This window comes from Nocardia sp. PLKS1-43, assembly GCF_059510335.1.
This window is the reverse complement of the sequence record NZ_JCAJZQ010000001.1, coordinates 875504-900243: the sequence shown is the minus strand read 5'-3', so window position 1 is coordinate 900243 and position 24740 is coordinate 875504. Positions and strand designations below refer to the sequence as shown.

The following is a 24740-nucleotide window of genomic DNA, read 5'->3' as shown; positions in this document are numbered from 1 at the left end:
ACCGAGTATATATGTAAACTTGGTGTACTTTGGTGGTATGCGAATCGGCGTTGCCCTGCCAACCGACTACTACAGCCAGCTCACCCCGGGTGTGAATCCCGTTGATTACCTGCTCGACCAGGCCCGCAAACTGGCCGGGCTCGGCGTGCCCGCGATCTGGCTGACCCAGCGGTTCGACTACGACGCACTCGCGGTTGCGGCGCTGATCGGGCGCGAGCTACCGGACATCACGATCGGGACGGCGGTCGTCCCGATCCACCCACGCCACCCCAACGCACTGGCCATACAAGCGCAAACAACGCAGGCGGCCAGCAACGGTCGCTTCGAACTCGGCCTCGGCTTGTCGCTGCCGGAGATCGCCGCCGGCTACGGCAACACCCACCCACGCATCCGCTACCTCCGCGAATACCTCGCCGCCCTACACGATCTGCTCCACACAGGCGCAGTCGACCACACCGGCGAGACACTGGTGGCCAAATCGCCGACACGCAGCATGATGCCGACGCTCCACTCACCGGTGCCCGTGCTGCTGGCCACTTCTGGCCCGCTGACCCTGCAGGTCGCAGCCGAACTCGCCGACGGTGCCCTCCCGCTACTCACCGGTCCCAACACCCTGGCCGACTTCACGATCCCCACACTTGCCCGACACGCCGCGGCAGCCGGTCGGCCGATGCCCCGTGTGATCGGCATGGTGGGCGGCGTGGTCACCGCTGACGTCGCCGGCGCACGCGATCGCGCTGCGCAGCAGATGGACAGATACGGCCGGATGCCGACCTACCGTGCGTTGCTGGGCCGTGAGAAGGTATCCGATCCAGTGGAATTGGCCGTCATCGGCGACGAACAGACCCTGGCCGACGCGGTAGCCCGCTACACGCGGGCCGGCGCCGACGAGCTGATCTTCGCGCTGACCGCGATAGGGTCGCCACGCGACGAGGAGCGAACCTGGGCATTACTCGGCGAATTGAGCAGAACCAGCCGCACCTGACGGCGAGCTGACCCGGGCTGGTGTCGTCGATACTCGACACCTGTGACGGGCAATGCCATGAACATGGGCCCGACTGCGGAGGTTGTGGCGTGTACCCCCGCAGCATCCTGCTCCAACTGGGGAGCTTCGGCCGAGAGGAGTGTCGCTTGCTCCTCTGGCGCTACTTACTGCGTCGACCTCGGCGAGCTGCCGGTGCAAAGCCTCGGTCGTCCTCGGTACAGTCCCCATGACGTTCTGCCTACGACGCCACCGACCACACGCCGACGTGTCACCGCCTCGATCAGCAGGACTCTCCGCAGCCCTCGTAGGCGACCGGCTTGTCGCTGAGATCGGCACGATCGATCGTCCATTCGAGCAGGCTCTTCAGGCTGCCGGGGATCATGTCCGCGTATTCGGGGGCGCAGAACGGTAAGCGGATTCCCGGGGCGCCGCCGAGGTCAACCGGGTGCCAACTGTGAAAGCCAGCTGTCACCCCGAGGCGGGCAACCGGACAATCCGGTGGCGGGTCCTGCGACATCAGGCGAAGGCCGATCGATGTCGAGTGCTTGGAGGACAGAGTATTCACCGGACACCGGACCTCGAGTCCGCACAGCTGCCGGAGTGGTGCGCGGCAGGTGTGTTGGAAGGCTTGACATCACGGTGCGCCAACCCGGCATCGTGAGCCGCCTGCAGCGCACCAGCCACCTGGGCAATGATCGCCACCGCACGCCGTGGTGACAAGGCAACGCCGCTGCTGGGGTGGTGTCCCCGCCACCCACTGACATATCAACCATTGTGCGCTCGGGAGATCCGCCCCACACATTGCCGCAATAAAACCCGACCATCCGAACCTCGGTCTGCGCCTGCCCCGGCCTGCCGGGACGCTGTTCGAGAGTCCCAGTGATTCAGTGCCGATCCGCCAGACGGACCACGAAGCGCAGACCCGACCACGTCTCATCGATGGCGCACGTCTTGTTGTCGACGAGCCCTGCGGCCAAGCCGAATTCGCGCACGACGGTATCGCTGAGATCGGTAACCCGCTGGACTTCTTCGGCCAGGCGGCCCAAAGCCCGCCCGCCTGCGTGAGGCGGGCGCGCCACGTGCCGAATCCTCGATCCAGCGACCGGCAGTCGGGCAGAAGCCGACGATCACGTCATACTGCCCGCGCCCGGCGCGCAGCTGCAGGCAAACCCGCTCCGGGAGCGGTTCGCTGTGGTATGGCCGATCCAGACGAGGAAAGCCCCATCCCACTGGACCCACATGCCGGCCCTGCGGACGCCTGATGCCGGTCAATTCCCCAGTGTCCCATTGATGTTCAGGTAGAAGCTCGGTAACGTCACCGCAGGCTTCCCGCTGCGAACCCGGATCCGAACCACCGCATCCGGCGCATTCGCGGCGACGAGAATCTGGGTCTCCACCATGCGCGACCCTGGTGAGTCCGACAGTTCTCCGCGTGCCACAACCGCTCCGTCACACTCTATTTCGAGCAGATCGGCCTCGGCGTCCTCGTCCGTCCGTGCCCACGCGAACAGCCGATAGGCGATGCCGGGCGCGAGACCGCCGCCGCCGAGCCGGACCGTCACACCGTCAACGGCGATCAGCGGAACAACGTCGCCGGTCCGCCCGAAGACGTCCTGGTCACCACCCGAGATGCTGACACGGTCCCACGGCAGCGGTGAACCCGCGCTCAGCTGCACACCGGCCCGACCGTCGCCACCATGGAGGGACGCGCGCGGCGGCCCGCCGTAGCGATGCGTCCAATCACCGATCATCGTCCACCGCACGCCGAGTGGGTCCAGTACCGAACGGGCATAACGGTATTCACCGGTCACGAATCCGGTCAGGAAGTCGGCCATGGTGCCGTCGTACCTGGTCCAAATCGCGGGGCCGTGCAGATGCGCGAGCACCGTCCAACCATCGGGATCCGCACCCTCGGTGACCCAGAAGAACATGTCGCCGTTGGTACTACCGCCCCACTGGAGCAGACCTCCCGGCTCCGGATAGCCGAACAGCGGATTGCCGTCCTCGTCGTCCTCGTAGAACGCGTCGTTAGCGATCAGGTCCTGCGCATTATCGATCAGCGACGTGAGACGAACCTGACCATTGGTCCGGCGCGACACCGGATACAGCACATACAGATCGCCGATCCTGCCATTGCCGTAGTTATCGATGAAATCCCGATAGTCCGACGGCAGCCGGAGTCCACAGGCCGATTCGATGTCGTCCCACGGCGGCGGCACCGCTGCAGGCAGCGGTGACGGCGCCATGATCGCCTTCAGCCGGGCAACCGATCCGTGCATCCTCGAGTTCCTTCCGCATTTGTTGCGCCACCATCGCGTCGACAACGCTCCCATCGCCATCTGGGAGGCACGCCTACCCCTCGCAGTGCCGAACGTTCATCCGCTATGCCTACCGCTCGACGAGGCGGCCATGCTCTCCAGTAGTGAGAACATGCAAGGGGTCCCGCCTGTACTCCGTCCTACGGAGTCGAGGCCGCTGGGCTGGATTGTCGCCAACTGGCGGTCGGCGGCGGCGCGGCTCGCGCGCGTTCGGCGGCTCCCCCACGGCTGCGGGCCGGCCAGCTGGTCGCGGATCCTCCGTGCCTGAGCTGAGGTGCGAACCGAAAACGCCAGAAAGGGCCAATGGCGGGATCAGAGCGCGTGGCAGAAAATTCCCAGCAAGGCAAGGCTCGGCCGGTTCACCGCGGGCCATCCCCGGGACATGGCACCAACCACGGTCGCGCAGGTGAACTGCCCCGCCCCTCGCGGCGAGTGGTCACTCGAAGCGACGAATGGGGTGCGACCCGGGCTCTCCGGACGCCGATAGCCCCTACAACTAGAAGGCCGGACGAGCTATTCCACCGGTCGCGTTCCCCTGCGCTGGATCCTCGGCGTCGTTGCCGACGGGTCTTCGAGATCGACTCCCCCGCCAGAGATTTGGGCCTCGGCTGCAAGCCGACGTCCTCGGACTGGAGGGCCTCGCGACGGCTCCGGATGAAGTCCGCGAGTTCCGACTGGTCCATGCTCTCCCTTCCGGCTGCGATGTACCGGCGATACGCCGAGATCGTCGTCAATGATCAGTGTGACAAGCAGCTGCGGGGTTATCCACGTCCAGTGGAAGTCGTGGCCATTCCGGCGAGCGCGCTCGCGTTGATCGCATAGGTGCTGGCCGCGGTCACGTCGGGGCCGGGGTTGGCGATAGCTGTGAGGACGGCGCGGTGGGTCAGCCAGCCGACGACGGTGTGGCCGGTGGTGTCCAGGACGGGGATGCCGGTGGTCGTCGCGGTACCGAGGGCATCGAGCGCGTCTGCGAGAGAAGCGGTTTCGGTGATCTTCGGCGGGATGACCGCGAGGTCGCCGACAGCGGCACGGTCGGAGGCGGGGTCCGACAGGGCCTCGGCGACCGATTGCGCAGTGATACAGCCGTGGTAGTGCTCGTCGGCGCCGATCACCGGCAGAACCCCGTTGGCCGACAACCACACCGCCCGCCCGGCCTGCTCGATCGGCGTGTCCGCCGTGATCGGCTCGGGCATCAGCTCCATCACCGACGCGACGGTGGATTTCTCGAGACGAGAAGACGAACCATGATGCGCCGCATCGAGATCCACTCCCCGACGCGTCAGTTTCAACGTGTAGATCGTCTCCTTCGACAGCACCCGTGAGGTGAGTGCCGCCGCGACGATGGCCAGCATCAGCGGCAGGATGATGCTGTACTCACCGGTGAGCTCGAACAAGATGACCACCGCGGTGATCGCCGCGCGGGTCGCGCCCGCGAACGCGGCACCCATACCGATCAGCCCGTACATGCCAGGAGCGGCAGTCGCGGCCGGGAACAGCTGGTGCACAACAACTCCGAACGCGGTACCGGCCATCGCGCCGATGAACAGCGAGGGCGCGAACACTCCGCCCGAGCCGCCGATCCCGATGGTCAGGCTGGTCGCGACGATCTTCCCCGCCATCAGGATCAGCAGCATCCACACGACGTATTTGCCGTCGATCGCGTGCGCCAGCACCGGATATCCGACCCCGTACATCTGCGGCAGGACCAGCAGCAGCCCACCCAGCAGCACCCCACCCACGGCGGGGCGCAGCCATTCCGGTCCGCGCCACGCCCAGTCGCACGCGTCCTCGATCCAGTACAGGATGTGCGTGAACGCGACCCCCACCGCGCCGACCGCGATGCCCAGCACCGCGAAGATCAGATACTCCCACCCCGACTTCAGACCGAAGGCGGGCAGATCCAGAAAAGGGTTGTCCCCGAACGCGGCTCGGCCGATCACGCTGGCGGTCACCGACGAGAGCACCACCGCGCCGAACGATTCGGCCGCGAAGTCCCGCAGGATCAGCTCCATCGCGAAGAACGGTCCCGCGATCGGTGCGTTGAACGTCGCCGCGATACCACCGGCCGCACCACACGCGACCAGGATGCGCAGCCGGTTCTCCGGCACCCGGGCGATCCGGCCCAGACTCGAACCCCACGCCGACCCGATCTGCACGATCGGTCCCTCCCGGCCCACCGAACCGCCCCCGCCAATGCACAGCGCCGAAGCCAGCGCCTTGACCACCGTCACCTGCGGCGGAATGCGGCCGCCTCGCGCGGCGACCGCGTACATCACCTCCGGTACGCCGTGTCCGCGCGCCTCGGGCGCGAACTTGGTGACCAGCGGCCCGTAGATCGCCCCGGCCACCACCGGAGCCAGGATCACGAACCAGATCCCCAGCGCGGGCAGATGCGGGTTGGCGACCCGGCCCGCCGCCGAGTAGTCCGCATGCCCGGACAGGATCTGGGTGAAAGTCGTAATCAGCCAACGGAACACGATCGCCCCGAGACCGGACCCGGCACCGATGATCACCGCCAGCAACACGATCCCGCCGCGGCTGGCCCGAACCCACTCCCCCAGCGAAGCCCGCGCCGGAACCGGCAACGACCACCGCCTACCGGACACGGCCTCCCCGGTTTTCGCCGTTCCGGCCTGTGTCGCTGTCATACGGGAACCCTCACCACCTAAAACATGCAGTACGCAACAATTGTAGTGGGTGCGTGATTCGCGGTGGTGGCGAGGTATGCGACTAACGCCGGGCTTCGTGGTGAAATCCCAGCTCTGCCCGGGAACAAGTCGAGAACCCACGGTGAGGAGGCACCGGATCACGGCTGGGGCCAGTATTCGGACGGACCAGAGCATCAGGCGAACCGCGCCCGCGCGGGCGATATGACGATGGACGCAGTCACCCGCGCGGGCTCACGCAGCAGAAGCTGTCATCCAGCAGCGCGCGGTCGCGCCGGTGACGGCGACGCCCATCCCGATCAGCCGATTGCGCCGGTTCTCGGCCGGCCCAGTAGCGTGCGGTGAATCGCCCTGTGTCGCATGGGCTCGGCGATGCGACTTCACGTCGATGGGTACAAGCGGCAGGATGAGGGAACGGCGGGTTTCGGTGATGGAGGTACTCGTGGCGGGACGGGGTCGTCAGCAGGTGGCGCAGGAGTCGGTGGATGAGCTCACCGATGCCCTGCTCACGGCCTCGCGATTGCTGGTGGCGCTCTCGGCGCGGTCCATCGCCCATGTCGATGAAACGCTCACCATCGCGCAGTTCCGCACGCTGGTGATTCTGTCCACCCATGGCCCGTCCAAGATCGCCGCGCTGGCCGAGGCACTCAACGTGCAGCCGTCGACGGCCACCCGCATGGTCGATCGTCTGGTAGCCGCCGCTCTGATCGACCGCAGACACAATCCGGAATCGCGCCGCGAGCTGATCATCGAGCTGACCCCGCGCGGACATGAGATCGTGGCCGCGGTGACTACTCGCCGCCGCGAAGAGATCGCCGCGCTGGTAGCCCGCATGCCAGACCAGGACCGCTCGGGCATGGTGCGTGCGCTGACCGCGTTCAGCGCCGCCGGGGGCGAAACGCACCCCGTCTCCGATATCGACGGGTACCAGCTCTGAGACATTTCGGGGCCACCCCGTTGTGAGTGACCGTCGGAGCCCGACTGGCGTTCGGCATCCGGGCGTAGGTGATCACCAGGTCCGAACCGATTACGCACCCCAGGAATCCAGGGCCGAAGAGGCAGCTACTCGCGCCCGCGCCGGCACCGAATGACCGCTATTGCCGTGCGGCATCACCACCTGCGCCACCTGGTCGTAATAGCCTCCTGAGCCGACGGGCAGCGCGAAAGAGCCTGCGACGCAAGCATTCTCCGGCGTCGCCGGGTCGGGTGTGCGAAGCGAACAGCGGGCCGGTATTGCCTCACCGACACCGCGAACCGCCAGCTCGGCCTGTACGGGCTGCGCGAGGGCCGAGTGGCGGTGTTCGCCCTGCATCACTGCGAGAAGCCGTCTACCTGCGCAGATACCGCATTGATTGGGAGTATCACCAGTTGCGTCGAGCGTCTGAATCGGCGTCGGCGGCGTACTCTGCCAGAATCTCGGTCCCGCCGGAGCGCGGTGTTCACCCTCGCCAGATCGCCCGGATCCATCTGATGAGCGGCACCGAGTCGGCCGATCCGATCTTCTGTCGGAGTGCCGCCGTGGAGATCCGGCGCGACGACGAATCGGCTCGATGTCGCCGGTACGACACCGGCCCGCGCTGCCGCAGAGCCGCTGCTGGGACAGGGCCGAGCACGGACTCGCCGTGCGGCTGAGTTCGGTCGCCATGACCGGTCAAGGCGCCCACAACTATCTCGCGCAGCCAGGCCACAGCCGAACCGATCGGACTGATAGTTACCGATGTCCGGTGGGTGGCCCCGGCCATCGGCTCGGGGTTACCGCTGCAGCGAGTTACCGGGGCTACTGGTCCCGGGCAAGGTGAGGACTGCTACTGACATCCAGCCTGAAATTGATGGTGATGACAACTATTGCATAGAGCACTTTTCCGAGTATCGTTGGTCATACGCCCAAGGTGATTGACCAAGGCGATGGGTTTCGAGGAGTGACGGCATGGTGACCTCTGCGGAGCAGGGTCGTGACACGCGTGCTCGGCTGATGGACGCGGCGCTGGAGTTGATCGCCGAGCGAGGCTGGGGTGCGGTGACCACCCGTCTGGTGGCCGAACGCGCGGAGCTACGGCCTGGCCTGGTGCATTATCACTTCAGCTCGGTGAACGACCTGCTCATCGATGCCTCGCTGCGCCTTGCCCGGCAACTGGGCGAAGGCGTGCTCGGCGACGCGCTGAGCTCGGCCGGTCCGGCAGGATTGGACTCCCTGCTGGCCGCTGCGGGCGCCTACAGCACCGCGGATGCCGACACTCGTGTGTTCAGCGAAATGCTTTTGGCGGCAACGCGGTACGAGCGGTTGCAGCGCGGTCTGCGGGAGGTGCTGGGGGAATTCCGGCAGGCGGTGTCGGCGTGGCTGCGGGCCGGGAGGACGGTGGCTGATCCGGAGGCGACGGCCATGGTGCTGGTGGCGATGTTGGACGGGCTGATACTGCATCGGCTCATCGATCCCCGGCTCGGCGAAATCGGCCTCGAGGGACCACTGCGCCGACTGACCGGTATGGGCGACGACAGCGCAAGCGCAGGTACGCAGCGATGATCGAGCGCGATCCGGAGATCGACCGTGAGCGGGCCGCGGGTCAGCGCGGCGGCATCCGATTACGTGCGGTGCACAAGACCTACGGCACCGGCGAGGCGGCCGTGCATGCCTTACGTGGTGTCGATATCGACGTCGCCCCAGGGCATTTGGTGGCGGTGCTGGGTGCCAGTGGTTCGGGCAAGACGACGCTGCTGAACGTCATCGGCGGCATCGAGTCGCCCGACAGCGGCTCGATTGTCGTTGCCGGACAGGAGATCTCCGGCCGCGCTCCGCGGGAGCTGGGTGAATTCCGGCACACTCACATCGGTTTCGTATTCCAGTTCTTCAACCTGATTCCCAACCTGACCGCGCGTGAGAACGTCGAGGTGATCATCGAACTGACCGGCCGCGGCGACCGCCGCCAGGTGCCGCGACTGCTGGCGGCGGTCGGATTGTCCGATCGTGCCGGGCATTTCCCGGCGCAACTGTCGGGTGGGCAGCAACAGCGGGTCTCGATCGCGCGAGCGTTGGCCACCGACCCGGATCTGCTACTGGCCGACGAACCCACCGGCGCATTGGATGTGGCGACCGGGCGCGGGGTGCTGACACTGCTGCAGCAAACCGCCCGCGCCGGGCGCGGGGTGGTGATGGTGACTCACAACGAGGCGGCCGCGCAGATCGCCGACCGGGTCATCCGCATGCGTGACGGGGTGATCGTGGCCGATGACAGCAACCCCGCCACGACCGACGCCGCAGTGGTTCGGTGGTGAGCTCGATGCCGATCGCGTATCCGGTGCTGGCCCGCGCGATCGGTCGTGACCTGCGCCGGCGACCGGCCCAATCGATCGCGGTCGCGATGACGGTCATGCTCGGCGTGCTGTTGTTCGTCGCCAGTTACGACTCGTTCCGTAACCTGTCCGCCTCCTACGAGCACACCTATGCGCGACTACATTTCGCCGACCTCACCGCCACCACAGCCGATCCTGCCGCCGTGGCCGCTGCCGTGCGTGAGGTACCCGGCGTCGCGCGCGTGAGCGTCCGGGTTCAGGCCGAGGTGCCGATGAGCATCCACGGGACGAAGCTGCTGGGCCGGATCACAGGGCTGCCCGCAAATCCCGGTTCGGGCGTGGATGCCATCGCGCTGACCGCCGGGCACCTCCCCGATCCGGACCATCCCGATCAGGTCGTCGTGGAGCACCACACCGCCGCCACCTTCGGCCTCCACATCGGTGACACGCTGACGATGTTCGACGGAAGTGCGTGGAACTCGGTGACCGTCGCCGGAATCGCGCGCTCACCGGAATATCTGTGGCCGGCACGCAGCAGGCAGGACGTGCTGGACGACCCGCACTCGTTCGCGATCGTGTTCGCCCTCGACGCCCACGCAGCGCCGCTGGCCGGGCAACCCGGCCCGAACCAGGTGCTGACCCGAATGTCCTCTGCCGCGAGCAGAACCGACTACGACCGGGTGGCCGCCCGGATGCGCGAGGCCGGCGCGGTCGACGTCACCACCCGCGTGGACCAGCCCTCCGACGCCGCGTTACACGAAGACCTCGACGGCTTCTCCGAGATCGCGATCGGCTTCCCGCTGCTGTTCCTGATCGCGGCGGGGATCGCCGAGTACGTCATCATCACCCGGCTGGTGCGCAGCCAGCGCCCGGTGATCGGAACCTTGCTGGCGATGGGTGCACGACGCCGCGCGCTGGTACGTCACTACACCGCCTACGGCGTGCCGGCGACCGTGTTGGGCGCCCTCGCTGGTGTGCTGCTCGGTGCCCTGGCCACCTCGGCGATCACCGCCGCCTACACCCACGCGATCGGCATCCCCGACACCATCGTCGAACACCGGATCACCACCGCCGCAATAGGTTTCGCTCTCGGACTGGCCACGGGCGTGCTGGCGGGCCTGGTCCCGGCGCTCACGGCCGCGCGCACCGCCCCCGCCCAGGCGATGCGCGGCGCCAGTGCCCGGCCGCGACGACCGGGCCCGCTGACGCGGCTGTCCGCCCGATGGACCACCTTGCCGGTCGTCGTGCGCATGGCATTGCGCTCGCTCGTCCGCGATCGCCGCCGCACCGCGGCGACCATGATCGGGACCGTGCTGGCGATGGTGCTCGTCCTGGCCTCGTCCGGCATGGTCACCAGCATGACCAGCGCCGTCCACGAACAGTTCGGCCAGGTCGATCGGCAGGACGCCACCGTGCTCACCGCACCTGGCACGGCTGATCTCACCGCCCCGCTACAACAGATGCCCGGCATCGCAGCGGTCGAGCCGAGCTCGACGGCCCCGATCATCGTGCGGTTCGGCCGGGATACGTACTCGACCGTGCTGCACGGCCTCCAGCCCGACACCACCATGCACGGATTCCGCACCGTCGCCGGCGCCCCGGCCCTGCCCGCTGCGGGCGTGATCGCCGGTTCTGCGCTCGCCGACCGCCTCCACGTGCAGGTCGGTGACATGCTCACCGTCACAACGGCATTCGGCACGCCATATCGGGTGCGGCTGGCCGGACTCGTCGATGAGCCGATGGGCACCGTGCTCTACGCCCGCGAGCCCGTCGTGAACCGGCTCGCTCCCACAGCGTCGCCCGGCTACCTGCTGCGGTTCACTCCTGGCGCGGACCGGGCAGCGGTGCGGTCCGCGGTCACCACCACTCCCGGCGTCCTGGCCTACACCGACACCCGTTCGCTGCAAACCGAATTCGACAGCTTCCTGGGCCTGTTCCGGGTATTCATCGCCATCATGCTCGTCCTCGGCACAGTGCTGTCGTTCACCGTCATCTACGTGACCATGACCGTGAACCTCGCCGAACGCATTACCGAACTGGCCACCCTGCGCGCCGCCGGAATTCCCATCCGCCGCCTGACCGCCGCACTGGCGTTGGAAAACCTCACCGCCACAATCCTGGCCATACCCGTCGGCCTCGCCGCTGGGACCGCGATCTCGGCGACGTTCCTGCGGTCGTTCAACAGCGACATGTTCACCCTGCACCTGTCCGTCGGCGTGCTGACGCCGACACTCGTCGTGGCCGCGGTCATCGTTGCCGCGGCACTGTCACAGCTACCAGCCCTGCGATTCCTGGACCGGATGGACATCGCCCGCGTCGTGCGCGAACGCGCTCTTTGATCATTACGAAAACTGTTGCAGAAAAGGACAATCCCATGCCCCTGACTCAGATCGCCGCCGGACTCGGCTCCCGAGCCCTGCACACCCGATGGCTGGTGCGCGCACCCATCGGCCTCTACCGGGCCGGGCTCGGATTCCTGCTCGGTACCCGCATGCTCATGATCGAACACATCGGCCGCCGCAGCGGCACCCGCCGATACGTCGTCCTCGAAGTCGTCGACCACCCCGCACCCGACGAATACGTCATCGTGTCCGGCTTCGGCGAAAAATCCCAGTGGTACCGCAACATTCAAGCCCACCCCGAAGTCCGGATATGGAGCGGGCTGCGCCGCGCACAACCCGCCACCGCGACCCCGATGACCGTCCAGCACGCAGCGACCACCCTGAATCGCTACGCCGAACTGCATCCACGAGCCTGGAAGAACCTGCGCGCCACCATCGAACACGCCACCGGAGCCCCGGTCGACACGCTGCCCATGATCCGCGTACACATCGACAAGACCACACCCACCGAGAACCTCTCGGCGACATCGTGACGACTCCTCGGCACCGACGTACGAGAAGACGATCGCCCTCCTTCGGTTCGATGCGGGCGATCGGCGTGCTTCGTGACCCGACCGGCTAGACAGCGATCAGGGTGTCGCGTGTGGTGCGGATGTAGCAGGCCCACGTGACCACGGCGCACAACACGTAGAACGCGATGAACGCGAGATAGGCGGCATCCCCGTTGCCGAAGCTGAGAAACGACTGCCGGAACACGATCTGCACCAGCACACCGCCGAAAGCGCCGATCGCCCCCGCGACACCGACGAGCGCGCTGGCCAACCGGCGGGCCTGGAAACTGCCGGATCCGGTACCGGCGGCCTCGCCGTGGAAGATCGCCGGGATCATCTTGTACACCGAACCGTTCCCGATACCGGTCAAGGCGAACAACACGGTGAACGCGGCGATGAACAGCGGCAGCGAATCCGATTTCGCGGCGAGGAGCACCGCGGCGGTCGCGGCGACCATAGCGACGAAGTTCCAGAACGTCACTGTCGAACCTTTGAATCGGTCGGCGAGCTTTCCGCCGATCGGGCGGATGAGCGAGCCGACGAAAGCGCCGATCCATACGTAGTAGGCGGGCGCCTTCACTCCGCCCGCCGCCAGCACTTGGCCGAACGCGAAGCCGAAACCGATGAACGACCCGAATGTGCCGATGTACAGAAACGAGATGATCCACGTGTGCGACCGCTTCGCGACTTCGCGCATCGCGCCTTTGTCGTTGGTGGCCTCGGCGAGGTTGTCCATGTTGAACCACGCCAGCGCGGCGACCACGGCGATCAGCGGCACGTAGATGTACAGGATGACCCGCGGGTCGATGTTCTTCGCGTGAGACGCGATGATCAGTGCGCCCACGATCTGCACCGTAGCGACTCCGATATTGCCGCCGCCGGCGTTGAGGCCCAACGCCCAGCCCTTGAGACGTTGCGGATAGTAGTTGTTGATATTGGCCATCGAGGACGCGAAGTTCCCGCCGCCTACGCCGAACAACGCGGCAACGACGAGGATTTCGCCCAGCGAGACGCCCGGTTCGACAACCACGATGGCGATCAGAGCCGGGACCATCAACAGAAGCGCCGAAATGACGGTCCAGTTCCGGCCGCCGAATTTGGCGATCGCGAACGTGTAGGGGAGCCGGACGAAAGAGCCGAGAGCCGCGGGCACGGTGGTGATGAGGAACTTGTCGGCCACCGAGAAACCCCACGTGTGCTTGGGCATGAACAGCACCATCACCGACCAGGCGACCCACACGGAGAACCCGACATGTTCGGACAGGATCGAGAAGACCAGGTTCCGCCGCGCTGTGGATTTGCCGACGGCTTCCCAGAACCGGTCGTTCTCGGGATCCCAGTGGTCGATCCACCGGCCCTGTCGCCGCGCCAGCGACGGCGGCTCGGCAGTCGCGGAAGGCATCGAAGTCGTTGAGGTTGTTGCGGTTGTCGAGTTTGCGGCAGTCATCCCGGGCCTCCTGGGCATGCGCTGTAGCGGTATCGGCCACGGATATCGACCGATCGAGAAGCGCCTCGAGAATGACAGGGGAATGTTTCGACCGACCGCGCTGACGACTGGGCTATCGGAACATTCCCGATACAACATTCGCACCGAGCCCTCAACAGCTCGGTGCGCACCGAGTAGCACGAACGAAACATCCGGCTCGAAAATGTGCTGGGACGCCCGCCCCCACCGGTTTCCCGACATCGCCGGAGCGGGCGCGAAACCGGATGTGGTGCGCACCGCCGTACCCGACCGCGCGCGCTATCGGCAGCGGTGCGAAAAGCACTGGCGGATCTCGGATTCGATCTCTCGGACGCCGAGAGTCACAATACCCGCAATGCCGCCATGCCCGACTGCTCGTATCGGATAACGAAGCCGATCGGCTCGACGTTGGCTACACTCCCGCGCATGGCAGAGCCGCTCTTCGACGCCGTTGAGCGAGAACACCTTGCCGACCTGCTCGAGGAACTCGGCCCCGACGCACCGACACTGCTCGAGCCGTGGACGACGCGTGACCTCGCCGCTCACCTCGTGCTCCGCGAGCACGAACCTCTCGCCGGACCTGGACTCGTCGTCCCGGGCGCATGGGGTCGCTTCGCGGAACGGCGACGAACGACCCTCGCGCACAAGGACTTTCGCTCGCTGGTGGCCACCATCCGGTCCGGACCGCCACCAGGCTTCTTCCGCATCGGATGGGTGCGGCGCGTCCCCAACCTCAACGAGTTCTTCGTTCACCACGAGGACGTGCGCCGAGCCAACAACCACGGCCCCCGCACGAACTCGCCCGCCCTGGATGCCGCACTCTGGCACAACCTCGGCCGCGCACCATGGTTACTCGCCCGCCATCTACACGGCGTAGGACTCGAACTCGACTGGGCAAGCACACCCCAGACCATCAGAGCCCGACGAGGGAACCCACAGCGCACATCACCGGACTGCCCGGCGAGCTACTGCTGTATCTGTTCGGCCGTCGAAGCGCTGCGCAAGTAGAAATCAGCGGCCCCTCCGAAGCGGTCGAAGCTGTCCGGCATGCCCGCTTCGGCATGTAGGCACTAAAGACACCGTCGGCATCCCACGCACGACTGAAGTCGCCGAGTGGTAGCTGGATCGAGCGCATGCCACCCCGCTCTGCTCACAAGCGAATCGGCTCACCCCGCGGCACTGGGGTCTATCGTCGAGCGTGGGCGTGCCGGGAAGTCTTGTCGGCGAGTACAGGTTTGCCGGTAGGAGTTCGCGGTGAATGGCAAGATTCTCGATTTCATTCTGATCGCTCTCGTGGCAATGGTTTTCCTCGGGTTCGCGATCGTTCATCCCGGTCTGGGAAATGCCCTTGTGGCGTTGCTGGGGCTGGTGATCCTGGGCTACTACAACATCCGGCGTTCCGCAGAATTCAGAGCGCATAGAGCATCGAAATAGGCGCTCACCAGCTCGTTTTCAGATATGCGGCCAATTCGCCCGTGTCTCTAGGGGCCGAGCCTTTTCGCAGGTCACGACGTTGGTCGCCACTCGCCGGCGTCACCCAGTACGACACGAAAGCCAAACCGCAGCCATCGGAGTGAACCTGGATGAACCGAGATCGATTGTGCCACAGCGGCCAAACCTGTACCGCCCCTCCCAGGCAAGCCCGTAAGCAGTCATCACGCCGATTCAGCTGAGCGGCTCGACGTGGAGCCCCTGACCTGCAGAGATGGGCATCCCTAGAGACACAACTCCAGCTCTCCACTGGAGAGTATCGGCAGATCAGCCAGCATTTCGGCCCTCTATTGCCCGCGAATTTTGCGGAACCCCGGAACATGTTCGTGCGTCATGACCCTGTACTCGTGCACAGGCTCGGTCGCCTGGAGCGGGCTGCCGAGGTAGAGATCGGCGGTGATGGTAACGCCGTCTCGGGTCGTCATCTCGACACCGGCGTCGATGTGCGGGCGGTACAAGTGTTACTCCTGGGGGGTGTGAGAGGGGGGCCGAGCGGGGCGCTGCGACCCGTCCGGTGGTGAAGGGCTCGGCGACTGGTTCGGATAATCGGTTCAGACGAGCAGGACCCGCCGGCCGCGGGAGTGTCCGGTCTGACTGTCGGCGTGCGCCGACGCGGCCTTGGCGAGGGGATACGACTGCTCGACCGGGATGTGGAGCTTCCCACGCGCGATGAGGTCGACGGCTGCGGCGAGCGCTTCGGGCATGTTGCCGCCGACACCGGCGAATCGGATACCGAGCATCGGCGCCTCGAGGTCGGCGATGGTGACCACTTTGTCCGGATCTCCGGTGAGGTCGAGGAGTCCGCGGATGACGCCCGCACCGTTGAGGTCGAGGGCGGCGTCGACGGGGCCCAGCCGGCGTGCTCGCTCCTCCCAGCCCGCGTCGTAGGTGATGGCGACGGCGCCGAGGCTTCGCACGTAGTCCTGGTTCGCGGCCCCGGCGGTGCCGATCACCGTGATCCCCCGCTCGCGGGCGATCTGCAACACCGCCGATCCGACTCCGCCGGCCGCACCGCTGACCAGCAGCGTCTGTCCCGACTGAACGCCGACCAGGCGGATGATCCGAATCGCGGTCTCGACCACCGACGGGTAACCCGCCGCTTCGGCGAAGCTCAATCCCTCGGGTATGCGTGCCCATGAGGAGAGGACGGCGAACTCGGCGTAGGTGTTCGAGCCCCGCCCGAATACGGGCTCGCCGACCTCGATGCCGACCACACCTTTGCCGACCTCGTCCACCACACCCGACGCGTCCTGTCCGACACCGGCTGGCAGCCGCATCGGGCGGATTCGCCGGAACTGCCCTTCGCGGACCCGCCAATCATGCGGATTCACGCCCGCCGCCCGCACGGCGATGCGTATCCGGCCGGGGCCGGCATGCGGCTCGGCCACCTCTACGGGTTTCAGGACTTCCGGGCCGCCGTACTCGGCGAAGCGCATGCTTTCATGCCCACACGTTAAGACTAACTGTTAGTCTTTCGCAACCGTTATTGTTTTGTCTCGGCTGGCGCCGCAGTCGAACACCTAACCGTTAGGAGTTCGAAACCGATGCATTTGCACAGTTGATAGCATTGAGCGATGACCGTGCCGACCGGACGTCGTGAGCGCAAGAAGGCCGCGACCCGCCAGAAGATCGCCGACATCGCGCTGGCACTATTTCTGGATCGCGGATACGACGCGGTGGGCATCCGCGACGTGGCCGCCGAGGCCGACGTGGCCGTGACCACCGTCTTCTCCCACTTCGCCTCGAAAGAGGCCCTGGTCTTCGAGCAGGATGAGAACTTCGAGCAGCGCCTCACCCAGGCGGTCACCGACAGGCCGGCGGACGAGCCACTGATCCCCGCGCTGCGACATCAGATCCATGCCATGGTGCGACATTGCGCGGACGAGGGCGCCACCCCGGTCTGGCATCTGATCGACCGAACACCCGCCCTGCGGGAGTACGAGGAGTCGATGCGGCTGCGCCACGCCGAGTCACTGGCGGCGGCCATCGCCGCGGATCTCGACCAGCCGCCGACCGACACGGCATGCCGGGCGATCGCGCGGTTCGTGATCGACGCCTACGCACTGGCCCGCGAGTCGGCCGATCCACAGGCCGCGGTGGACGAGATCTTCCGGATGATCGAGGCGGCCTGGGAAACCACGACGCTCACCTGAACAACCGTCGACCATGACCCGGTCGAAATCGATCAACCGAAGTCGTCGATCAACTGCTGCCGCTGGGCGTCTGGCATATCGGGGTGCTCGGGCCAGTGCGGCAGGTGGTCGCGGCTGCAGCTCCACGCCAGCGCCCGCAGCCCCAGGAAATCCTCGTCCTCGGTGCGGGGAAAGGTCATGTCGGTGATACGGAGAGCATGCGCCAACCCGGCCAGCACATCGCCTACCGGCGCTTGCCGCAGCGGCATCGGGATTTCCTGGTCGACCTGAAACGCGTCCCACTCCTGAGCGCCGTCGGGTGCCAGGATGCCGAGCTTGCCGACCACGAGTCCGCCGGCCTGGGTGAGCTGCGCGAGCACGGTGTGCGGGCGAACTCGATGAACAGCACCCGCTCGCTGTCCCACACATCCACCGCCCGCCACGCCGCAGCCGGAGACCACCCCGGCTGGGCATACCAGAGCGGCAACGCTTGCTGTTCGGCCAGCAGATCGATCGTTTCGGCCAGCAGGGTCGTCTCTGACGGTGGAGCCACTCGAGCCAGTGCGGCGACCGCCGCCAACCCATGCCGGTTGGGCGTGGTGCATGCCCGGCCGACCACCTCCATGCACAATTCGTGCTCGACGTCGCGGTCGGTCACCGCTGCGGCACCCCACCCCTCACCGAACCGCCCGCTGGCCCACGCCTCGGCTGCGAGCGCATCGTCACAGTCGAGCAGATCGGCGCGGGCCCTGCGCGATAGCATGTCGGCACGGTGCGGTGCACGGGGAACACGCGCACGAGCCCGGACCGGCTTGCCTTGCTTACGTCGACCACGACTCTTCGGCACAGGAAAAGCTCACCACACTCGAAAATCGAACGCACATCTCATGATTCGCACTCGCCTTCGAGGTTCTCGAACGCGCGGTATGCCGGGCGGAGCAGGTCGGTCAGGGGCTTGCCGCGCACGGTAATCGGTGTCTCGGGAAGTTGGTCGAGCAGCGGCGACGCAATCGATGGCCGGGGAGGAATGCCGCGTTCGAGGCGTGTGAAGAAGACATCCATACAGTCCGTCAGGGGGCGTGCACGGTACTCGCTATCGGCGGTTGCCGGCCCGTCGGACCGTGCAGCCGCCAGATTGGTCATCAGGTCGTCGCGGGCACGTCCGCGCCAGGCCAGGATGGCAAAAGGGTCGTCGTCGAAGGATTCGGCGAGCAGGTAGAACGCCGCGGCCACATGCTTGCACGGCACCACGAAGTCCGGGCATGAACAGTCCAGCGACAGCTCCGCCGCCGTGGCCGGGAACAGCGACAGCCCGGTGTCGATGAAGACAGCCTCGATGTCCTCGGGCATCTCCCCTGCCAGCAGTTTCGCCGCGTACCAGGCATTGTCGGCCAGACCTCGTTCGATGCTCGCCCACTCGGCCTTACCGTAGGCCGTGATACCGATGCGCACCCGATACGGCCGCGGGCGCGAGCCCTGCACCAGGGCGGTGACCGATCCTGCGGCCACCTCCAGCGACATCACCTGGCCCTTGCGAGCATAGGTGCGGCCACGCTGCAACCGGCTGCCCATGCCCATACCCTCGAGCACCGCGATGAACCGGTCCGACCACCAGGTCTGCGCGATAGCGCCGCGGGTGCTGCGCGCCTTGATGCCGTCGGCCACCGGCCGCGGCCGCGACGGCGGATACCAGCCGAACCTAGTCATCGGTGGCGTCCCCGGACAGCGCGAACACGGACCGCAGGTCGTCGGTGGACAACTCGGTGAGCCAGCCCTCACCATCGCCGACCACCAGATCGGCCAAGGCCTGTTTCTCCTCGATCATGGTGTCGATCTTCTCCTCCAGCGTGCCGGTGCAGATGAACTTGTGCACCGCCACATTTCGCTGCTGTCCGATGCGGAACGCGCGGTCGGTGGCCTGGTTCTCCACTGCGGGGTTCCACCACCGATCCAGGTGGATCACATGATTGGCAGCGGTCAAGGTGAGCCCGGTGCCGCCGGCCTTCAACGACAGCACGAAGATCGGCGGACCGTCGCCGGACTGGAAACGCGCCACCATCTCATCACGCCGCTTCTTCGGCGTGCCACCGTGCAGATAGGCCACATCGACGCCGAACCTGGACGCCACATGCGGCACCAGCATCTCCGCGAACTCGGTGAACTGGGTGAAACACAACACCCGATCGCCCTCGGCCAGAATCTCCTCCAGGATCTCCTCGAGCCGGATCAGCTTGCCCGAACGCTGCCCGATCACCGTCCGGTCGTGCAGCAAGTGCGCGGGATGATTGCAGACCTGCTTGAGCTTGGCCATGGCCGCGAGAACATTACCGCGGCGGGCGATTCCATCGCTGCCCTCGATCCGCTCCATCATGTCGTCGACGACCGTCCGATACAACGACGCCTGCTCGGCGGTCAGCTTGCAGTACTGCTTGATCTCGATCTTCTCCGGCAGATCGTCGATGATCGCCGGGTCCGTCTTCACCCGCCGCAGGATATAGGGACGGGTAATGGCACGCAGCCGCTCGGCAGGCTCGGCCTGCCCGTGCCGCTCCACCGGGATCGCGAACCGCGTCCGGAACTTCTCCGGCGAACCGAGCACACCCGGATTGAGAAAGTCCATGATCGACCACATTTCGGCCAGCCGATTCTCCACCGGCGTACCCGTCAATGCCACCCGGTGCTCGGCTTCGAACTCCCGCACCGCTTTCGCGGCACGGGAGAGGCTGTTCTTCACGGCCTGAGCCTCATCCAGAACCACGCGGCGCCAATGATATTCAGCGAGTTCATCCAGGTCGCGGGTCGCGGTGGCGTACGTGGTAACAACCACATCGATGTCGGCGAGGTGCTCCGCCAACTTTTCACCCGCCAGACGTTCCCGGCCGTGGTGGGCGTAAACCCGCAGTCCTGGAACAAATTTCGCAGCCTCTCGCTGCCAGTTGCCGACCAGCGACATCGGGCAGATCAGCAGGGTCGGGTAGGACTGAGCATCCTTGCGGCGCCCGCGCTTTCGGATCCCGCGCTCGACCGCTTCCAGCGCCAGTAGTTGCACGGTCTTGCCCAGGCCCATGTCATCAGCCAGACAGCTGCCCAATCCAAGCGAGGACAGAAACGCCAGCCACGACAATCCGCGCCGCTGATACGGACGCAACGTAGCCGAGAAACCTGTCGGCGGATCAACCGGACGCAAGGATTGCGCGGCGGTACCGGCCAGCAGGTCTCCCAACCAGCCGTCGGCACGAACCTCGATCACCTGCAGCGGCAGGTCGAGATCATCGGGGTGGGCCGCCGCCAACGCGAGGATCTCGCCGACGCTCTTGCGGCCGGACGGCGCGCGCTGCAGGAACTCCAGCCCGCGACGCAACTGTTCGGGATCCACCGCGACCCACTCCCCGCGCAGCCGGACCAGTGGAGCCTTGGCCGCGACCAGCGCCGCGATCTCCTCCTCGGTGAGCACGTCCCCGCCCACTGCCAGCTGCCAGGAGAAATCGGCCAGCTGCTCACGCCCGAACGCCCCCTTCTTCGACACCACCCCGTCGACCGGCGCGGACGCCGACAACGCGAGCCCGAGCTTGCGACGCCCGTTCCACCACGCGGGCAACAGCACCCCGAATCCGGCCTCGTCCAGCATCGGCGCTGCCGTCGAGAGGAACCGATACGCGCCCTCCGCATCCAACTCCAGACCCGACGGTCGCGCCACCCGCAACCCTTGCGCCAGGTCGGGATACACCCGAGTGGCCCGGCCCAGTTCGCCGAGCAATACCTCCTGTGGGCGGGCGATCCAGCGGCTCAGACTGCCGTCGTCGTCCCACGCCCGCGCGGCGGGCACCAGCAGACTCGGGTCCGCACTGGACTGCAACAGAAACTCCAGCCGCCAGCTCGGGGCCGGGACCGGGTCGGGTTGCTCGCCGTCCCCGGCATCCGGCGAACCCTGCGCATCCGACAAACGAAAGGTCGCATGCGCGGGACCGACGACACCCGTCCCCACCTCGTCCCACTCCGCCAGTCCCGCAGCCAACACCCGCACCTGCGCCGGATCCGCGTCGAACCGCCCATCGAGCCCGGTCAACGCAGCCACCCAAGCCTCCACCGCCGGCAGACGTTTCGGCGCACGACCACGACGCGCCGGCAGCAGATCGAGATCGGCCGGCAGTTGCCTCCTAGCCAGCGCGTCCACCATCACCAGCAGTTCCGACAACACCAGCTCATGCGGGTCCGGCTCATCCAGAGTCTCGGCGAACGCCGCCCGGCACACCGGCGGCATCGAGACAATCAACGAATTCAATGCTGTGATATCCAGGCCACGCAACACCGGCCGCCAGTAGGCGCGCGGACCGTCCTCGGCATCGGCCAGCGCGGGCAGCACCCGACCCCGTTCGACCAGTCTCGCGCATACCCGGCAAGCTCGCCCAGGAAATCGACCGACGCACCATAACGAAAGCCGGGCAATCGCTCGTCCGACAGCGACACCTCCGAGGACACACCAAGCCGCACGGTTGGCACCGTCCACGCCAGCAGTGCCGCCTCCGACGACGGCGCCGGACGGGGTGTCACCCGCACCAGCTCCGGGGAATCCAACGGCGCCGAACGCAGCGACGGCAGCCGCAGCACCGCCGTATCGAACTTCCCCGGGTGCAGTCCCCCGAGCACTTCGGCGGGTGCGGCAAAAGGATGCGGCCGGGCAGACCGCAGCGCCTGACTTGGGCTTTTCACCGCCCGGTCGGAGTCCTCCGCCCACAGACACAAACCCGATCCCACAGACCAGAAGGCATGGACCGCCAACATGCGATTCTCTTCTTCCCAACTCGACACGCGACGAGACGGGACGACCTTACTCCCGGGCAAAAGTGAGACGTCAGTCGGACAACGAGAAGTCAGCCTCGACCACCAGCTGTCCACCGGAACCGGCAGATCACCATCGGTACCACCTGCACACAGCCCCCACCCGCAGCTGTAAAGGGTGTAAACGGACGGGACCGGCTGCATAATCGGCACAGGGCATCCCGATACCTAGATCGGGTACGCACCCACGATGACCAGGCGTTTTCCGGTTGCCCATGTTTTGCATGTCCTGCCGGGGGCACGAACCTGCGACAGCATTTGCGCAGGTAAACGCGATTGGCCATGTCGCAGGTCCAAATATCTTCGACGAATCCCCAGCTCGCACTTCGCAGGTTCGGGCCCTCCCAGGGCACCACTCGCGCTCGGTTCGAATCCCCGATTCGCTCCGAGCAGGACGTCGGCGGTGATCGACGGTTCCACCATGTGTAGCAGAGGCTCGCGGATGTGTTCGTCGATCATCGATGCGATCTTCACCGTCCGGCCGTCGACCGTGGAGTCGAACTGGAAGTCCAACGCCCATAATACTTTCGGTGCATCAGCCTTGGTTCTGATCGCGAACGTGGGTAGCTTTTGGTCGTGAATCTCGAGAGCGCTTGGGTGGGAGATGTTCGTGGTCGTGAATTTGGGGAGCGCGGTGAGACCCGCGGCTCTGCGCTGCGATCGTCGACAGGCTCACCTTCGGCGGCCACATCATTGAAACCGACACCGACTCCTACCGACTCGCGCACGCCCGCGCCACCGAACCTTGCGACTGGCGCAGAAAACAACGAAACTCTCGTAAGGCCTGGTCGGGGTAGGTGTTCGCGAGTCAGCGTGTGTCCTGGCTGCGGCCGCAGTGCCGAGATCTACAGTCGATTTCGGACCGAAGAATTATCCGTGTTCGACGTGGAGACGAGGTGAGCGCATGGCTGCCAAGTTCGAGCTGTACAAGGACAGCGCCGGCAAATTCCGGTTCAGGCTCAAGGCAGGCAATGGCGAGGTAATCGCGCAGGGGGATGCCTACGAGAGCAGGACCGCCGCCCTCGACGGCATCGAGTCGGTCATGAAGAACGCGCCAGTTGCCAGGACCGACGACCAGACCTAAACCATTGTGCTGATTCCTCCCCCCTGCCCCCGAGCCGCGTCGAGCGGCCGACCGAGGCATGGGCGGACCCTAACTCGGATACGCGGGGGCGAAATGCCGTGCGCAGGAGTATCGCGTCGGATCCTGCTCGACGAGTCTCTGGACGATACGCCCACCACCTTGCACCGTGTGGCGGCTTCGGGAGCTCGGGGCCGTCTACGCCACAATGTTTTGTCTAATACAGACTGTCGGTGCTGGATCGTCCGTCCCATAAGGGCGAATCGGTGCGCGCTCTCAAACGCGACATGTTCTACGCCCACGAGGGCATATCCGGGTCCGGCAAACGGAAACTGCCTCTCACGGCGCGCAAAACAGGCCAACCAACCGCGGCTCCGCCGACACCGCGAGCCCGGCCGACCTCGCCGAGGAACACAGTGTCAGCCGCTCCACCATTCACCGCACCATAAGTTGGCCACATCCTACGGACATTCCAACCACACCCGAAGTCACTGTCAGCCAACCGATTACGTTGAGTTCGAAGCTCGCACACATCACTGGGGCCGACGCACTGCGGTTCGAGGGGCGCCGACCAACGACTACCTGAACTTCCTTGGATTTCGACGATTATTTCCGGAACCCCCTACCACCAAACCAACCGGATGCGTGCGACTTGCCTTCACCTGATCGTGGCTCGGGTTACCGCGGCCGGTTTCCGCCGCCCGGTCGAGCCACCACACCCGGCTGGCGCAACGAAACAGGCAAGCCGGGAGGTGCTGCTGTCAGGAGAGCCAGTCGGTGTAGCTGGTGGTGGCGAGGTGGGCGTCCTTGTCGGTGAGGATCTCCCCCTTGACGATGGCAAACATGCCAGCGGTGGGGTCGGTGACCACGGTGCGGTTGTCGCCCTTGCGGGACAGGGTGATCCGGCCCAGCTCGTCCAGGGTGAAGATCTCGGGCCCGGCGATGTTGCGAATGCCGTTCAACGGGGCACCGACGGCGACCTGGGCCACCGCGACCGCCACGTCCTTGGATGCGATCGGCTGGATCGGTGTGGCGGGCAGCCGGACGATGTCGCCCTCAGCGGTCCAGGACAGGACCGCGTCCATGAACTCCATGAACTGCGTTGCCCGGACGATCGAGTAGGGGACAGCTCCGGCCGCGAGGAGGTTCTCCTGGAGCGCTTTGGCGCGGTAGTAGTCCAGCTCCGGTACCAGGTCCGTGCCGACGATCGACAGGATGACGATGTGACCGACACCGGCCTTGCGGGCCGCGGCCACGAGGTGGTCCATCGAGGTCTGGAAGAAGGCCAGGGAAGCGTCGTCGAAGGTCGGGGAGTTCGTCAGGTTGACCACGACATCGGCTCCCGCCACCGCCTCGGCCACCCCTTGGCCGCTGATGACATCGACGCCAGTGGACTTCGAGTGCGGAATCGCCTCATGTCCAGCGGCGGTCAGGTTCTCCACGACCTGCGATCCGATCAGCCCGGTGCCGCCGATGACTGCGATCTTCATGCCATGCCTTTCAGAGAGGTCATATGCGGAACAGGCATATGAGTGGTTACCCGGGTAGCGCAAGGAATAGTGCGTTGATCAGCCGATAAGGA

Annotated in this window: 18 protein-coding genes and 2 pseudogenes; 10 read left to right on the top strand and 10 right to left on the bottom strand. The window is 66.1% G+C overall.

All coding sequences use genetic code 11. The features are described 5' to 3' along the window. The first annotated feature begins 37 nt into the window (after positions 1-37). Entirely contained in the window at positions 38-985 is a 948-nt protein-coding gene (locus AC5WS7_RS04300; RefSeq protein WP_495952994.1) for a TIGR03564 family F420-dependent LLM class oxidoreductase, read from the top strand. A 280-nt stretch (positions 986-1265) separates the two neighbouring features. On the opposite strand, the gene AC5WS7_RS04295 is transcribed toward AC5WS7_RS04300, so the two are convergent. The 4 genes from AC5WS7_RS04295 to AC5WS7_RS04280 all read right to left on the bottom strand — a co-directional run bounded on the left by AC5WS7_RS04295 (position 1266) and on the right by AC5WS7_RS04280 (position 5951). Then, positions 1266-1550 (bottom strand): NAD(P)H-dependent oxidoreductase, encoded by a 285-nt coding sequence (locus tag AC5WS7_RS04295; RefSeq protein ID WP_495952993.1) that lies wholly within the window; start codon positions 1548-1550, stop codon positions 1266-1268. 319 nt (positions 1551-1869) lie between these two features. Next, positions 1870-2064, bottom strand: a complete 195-nt coding sequence (locus AC5WS7_RS04290) for a hypothetical protein (RefSeq protein WP_495952992.1) — start codon at positions 2062-2064, stop codon at positions 1870-1872. 189 nt (positions 2065-2253) lie between these two features. After that, positions 2254-3264 carry an SMI1/KNR4 family protein gene (locus tag AC5WS7_RS04285; RefSeq protein WP_495952991.1) on the bottom strand — a complete coding sequence of 337 codons (1011 nt, stop codon included), beginning with the start codon at positions 3262-3264 and terminating at the stop codon, positions 2254-2256. 800 nt (positions 3265-4064) lie between these two features. Further along, positions 4065-5951 carry a chloride channel protein gene (locus AC5WS7_RS04280; RefSeq protein ID WP_495952990.1) on the bottom strand — a complete coding sequence of 629 codons (1887 nt, stop codon included), beginning with the start codon at positions 5949-5951 and terminating at the stop codon, positions 4065-4067. Positions 5952-6399: 448 nt separating this feature from the next. On the opposite strand from AC5WS7_RS04280, the gene AC5WS7_RS04275 reads away from it, so the two are divergent. The 5 genes from AC5WS7_RS04275 to AC5WS7_RS04255 all read left to right on the top strand — a co-directional run bounded on the left by AC5WS7_RS04275 (position 6400) and on the right by AC5WS7_RS04255 (position 12132). Next, positions 6400-6906: a MarR family transcriptional regulator gene (locus AC5WS7_RS04275; RefSeq protein WP_495953739.1), complete on the top strand. Its 507-nt coding sequence runs from the start codon at positions 6400-6402 to the stop codon at positions 6904-6906. Between the two features lie 990 nt (positions 6907-7896). Beyond that, the gene (locus AC5WS7_RS04270; protein ID WP_495952989.1) at positions 7897-8490 is read left to right on the top strand and encodes a TetR/AcrR family transcriptional regulator; all 594 of its coding nucleotides are present in this window, start codon (positions 7897-7899) and stop codon (positions 8488-8490) included. Positions 8491-8507: 17 nt separating this feature from the next. Next, positions 8508-9239 carry an ABC transporter ATP-binding protein gene (locus AC5WS7_RS04265; RefSeq protein WP_495953738.1) on the top strand — a complete coding sequence of 244 codons (732 nt, stop codon included), beginning with the start codon at positions 8508-8510 and terminating at the stop codon, positions 9237-9239. A 5-nt stretch (positions 9240-9244) separates the two neighbouring features. Continuing rightward, positions 9245-11596, top strand: a complete 2352-nt coding sequence (locus AC5WS7_RS04260; RefSeq protein ID WP_495952988.1) for an ABC transporter permease — start codon at positions 9245-9247, stop codon at positions 11594-11596. Positions 11597-11631: 35 nt separating this feature from the next. Beyond that, positions 11632-12132: a nitroreductase family deazaflavin-dependent oxidoreductase gene (locus tag AC5WS7_RS04255; protein WP_495952987.1), complete on the top strand. Its 501-nt coding sequence runs from the start codon at positions 11632-11634 to the stop codon at positions 12130-12132. 85 nt (positions 12133-12217) lie between these two features. Here the strand turns inward: AC5WS7_RS04255 and AC5WS7_RS04250 are convergent, their stop codons facing one another. Continuing rightward, positions 12218-13552: a nitrate/nitrite transporter gene (locus AC5WS7_RS04250; RefSeq protein WP_495952986.1), complete on the bottom strand. Its 1335-nt coding sequence runs from the start codon at positions 13550-13552 to the stop codon at positions 12218-12220. 489 nt (positions 13553-14041) lie between these two features. Between AC5WS7_RS04250 and AC5WS7_RS04245 the strand changes: the two are divergent. Both AC5WS7_RS04245 and AC5WS7_RS04240 read left to right on the top strand, forming a co-directional pair. Further along, positions 14042-14682: pseudogene (locus AC5WS7_RS04245) on the top strand (TIGR03085 family metal-binding protein). A 187-nt stretch (positions 14683-14869) separates the two neighbouring features. Beyond that, positions 14870-15049, top strand: coding sequence for a hypothetical protein (locus tag AC5WS7_RS04240; protein WP_495952985.1), 180 nt, complete (start codon positions 14870-14872; stop codon positions 15047-15049). Between the two features lie 608 nt (positions 15050-15657). Here AC5WS7_RS04240 and AC5WS7_RS04235 read toward each other — a convergent pair. Continuing rightward, a complete protein-coding gene (locus AC5WS7_RS04235; protein WP_495952984.1) occupies positions 15658-16542 on the bottom strand; it encodes an NADP-dependent oxidoreductase in 885 nt (294 codons plus the stop codon). Positions 16543-16680: 138 nt separating this feature from the next. Here AC5WS7_RS04235 and AC5WS7_RS04230 point away from each other — a divergent pair, with 138 nt between their 5' ends. Continuing rightward, positions 16681-17259 carry a TetR/AcrR family transcriptional regulator gene (locus tag AC5WS7_RS04230; protein WP_495952983.1) on the top strand — a complete coding sequence of 193 codons (579 nt, stop codon included), beginning with the start codon at positions 16681-16683 and terminating at the stop codon, positions 17257-17259. Between the two features lie 32 nt (positions 17260-17291). Here AC5WS7_RS04230 and AC5WS7_RS04225 read toward each other — a convergent pair whose 3' ends face one another. The 3 genes and pseudogenes from AC5WS7_RS04225 to AC5WS7_RS04215 all read right to left on the bottom strand — a co-directional run bounded on the left by AC5WS7_RS04225 (position 17292) and on the right by AC5WS7_RS04215 (position 22020). Continuing rightward, the gene (locus AC5WS7_RS04225) at positions 17292-17663 is read right to left on the bottom strand and encodes a hypothetical protein (RefSeq protein WP_495952982.1); all 372 of its coding nucleotides are present in this window, start codon (positions 17661-17663) and stop codon (positions 17292-17294) included. 460 nt (positions 17664-18123) lie between these two features. Continuing rightward, positions 18124-18945 carry an SWIM zinc finger family protein gene (locus AC5WS7_RS04220; RefSeq protein ID WP_495952981.1) on the bottom strand — a complete coding sequence of 274 codons (822 nt, stop codon included), beginning with the start codon at positions 18943-18945 and terminating at the stop codon, positions 18124-18126. Next, positions 18938-22020: pseudogene (locus tag AC5WS7_RS04215) on the bottom strand (DEAD/DEAH box helicase). The gene AC5WS7_RS04220 and the pseudogene AC5WS7_RS04215 overlap by 8 nt, the downstream one beginning before the upstream one ends. Before the next feature lie 961 nt (positions 22021-22981). Between AC5WS7_RS04215 and AC5WS7_RS04210 the strand changes: the two are divergent. After that, positions 22982-23161, top strand: a complete 180-nt coding sequence (locus tag AC5WS7_RS04210; protein ID WP_495952980.1) for a YegP family protein — start codon at positions 22982-22984, stop codon at positions 23159-23161. A 758-nt stretch (positions 23162-23919) separates the two neighbouring features. Here AC5WS7_RS04210 and AC5WS7_RS04205 read toward each other — a convergent pair. Then, complete coding sequence (locus AC5WS7_RS04205; RefSeq protein WP_495952979.1) at positions 23920-24648, bottom strand: SDR family oxidoreductase; 729 nt, start codon at positions 24646-24648, stop codon at positions 23920-23922. Positions 24649-24740 lie beyond the last annotated feature (92 nt).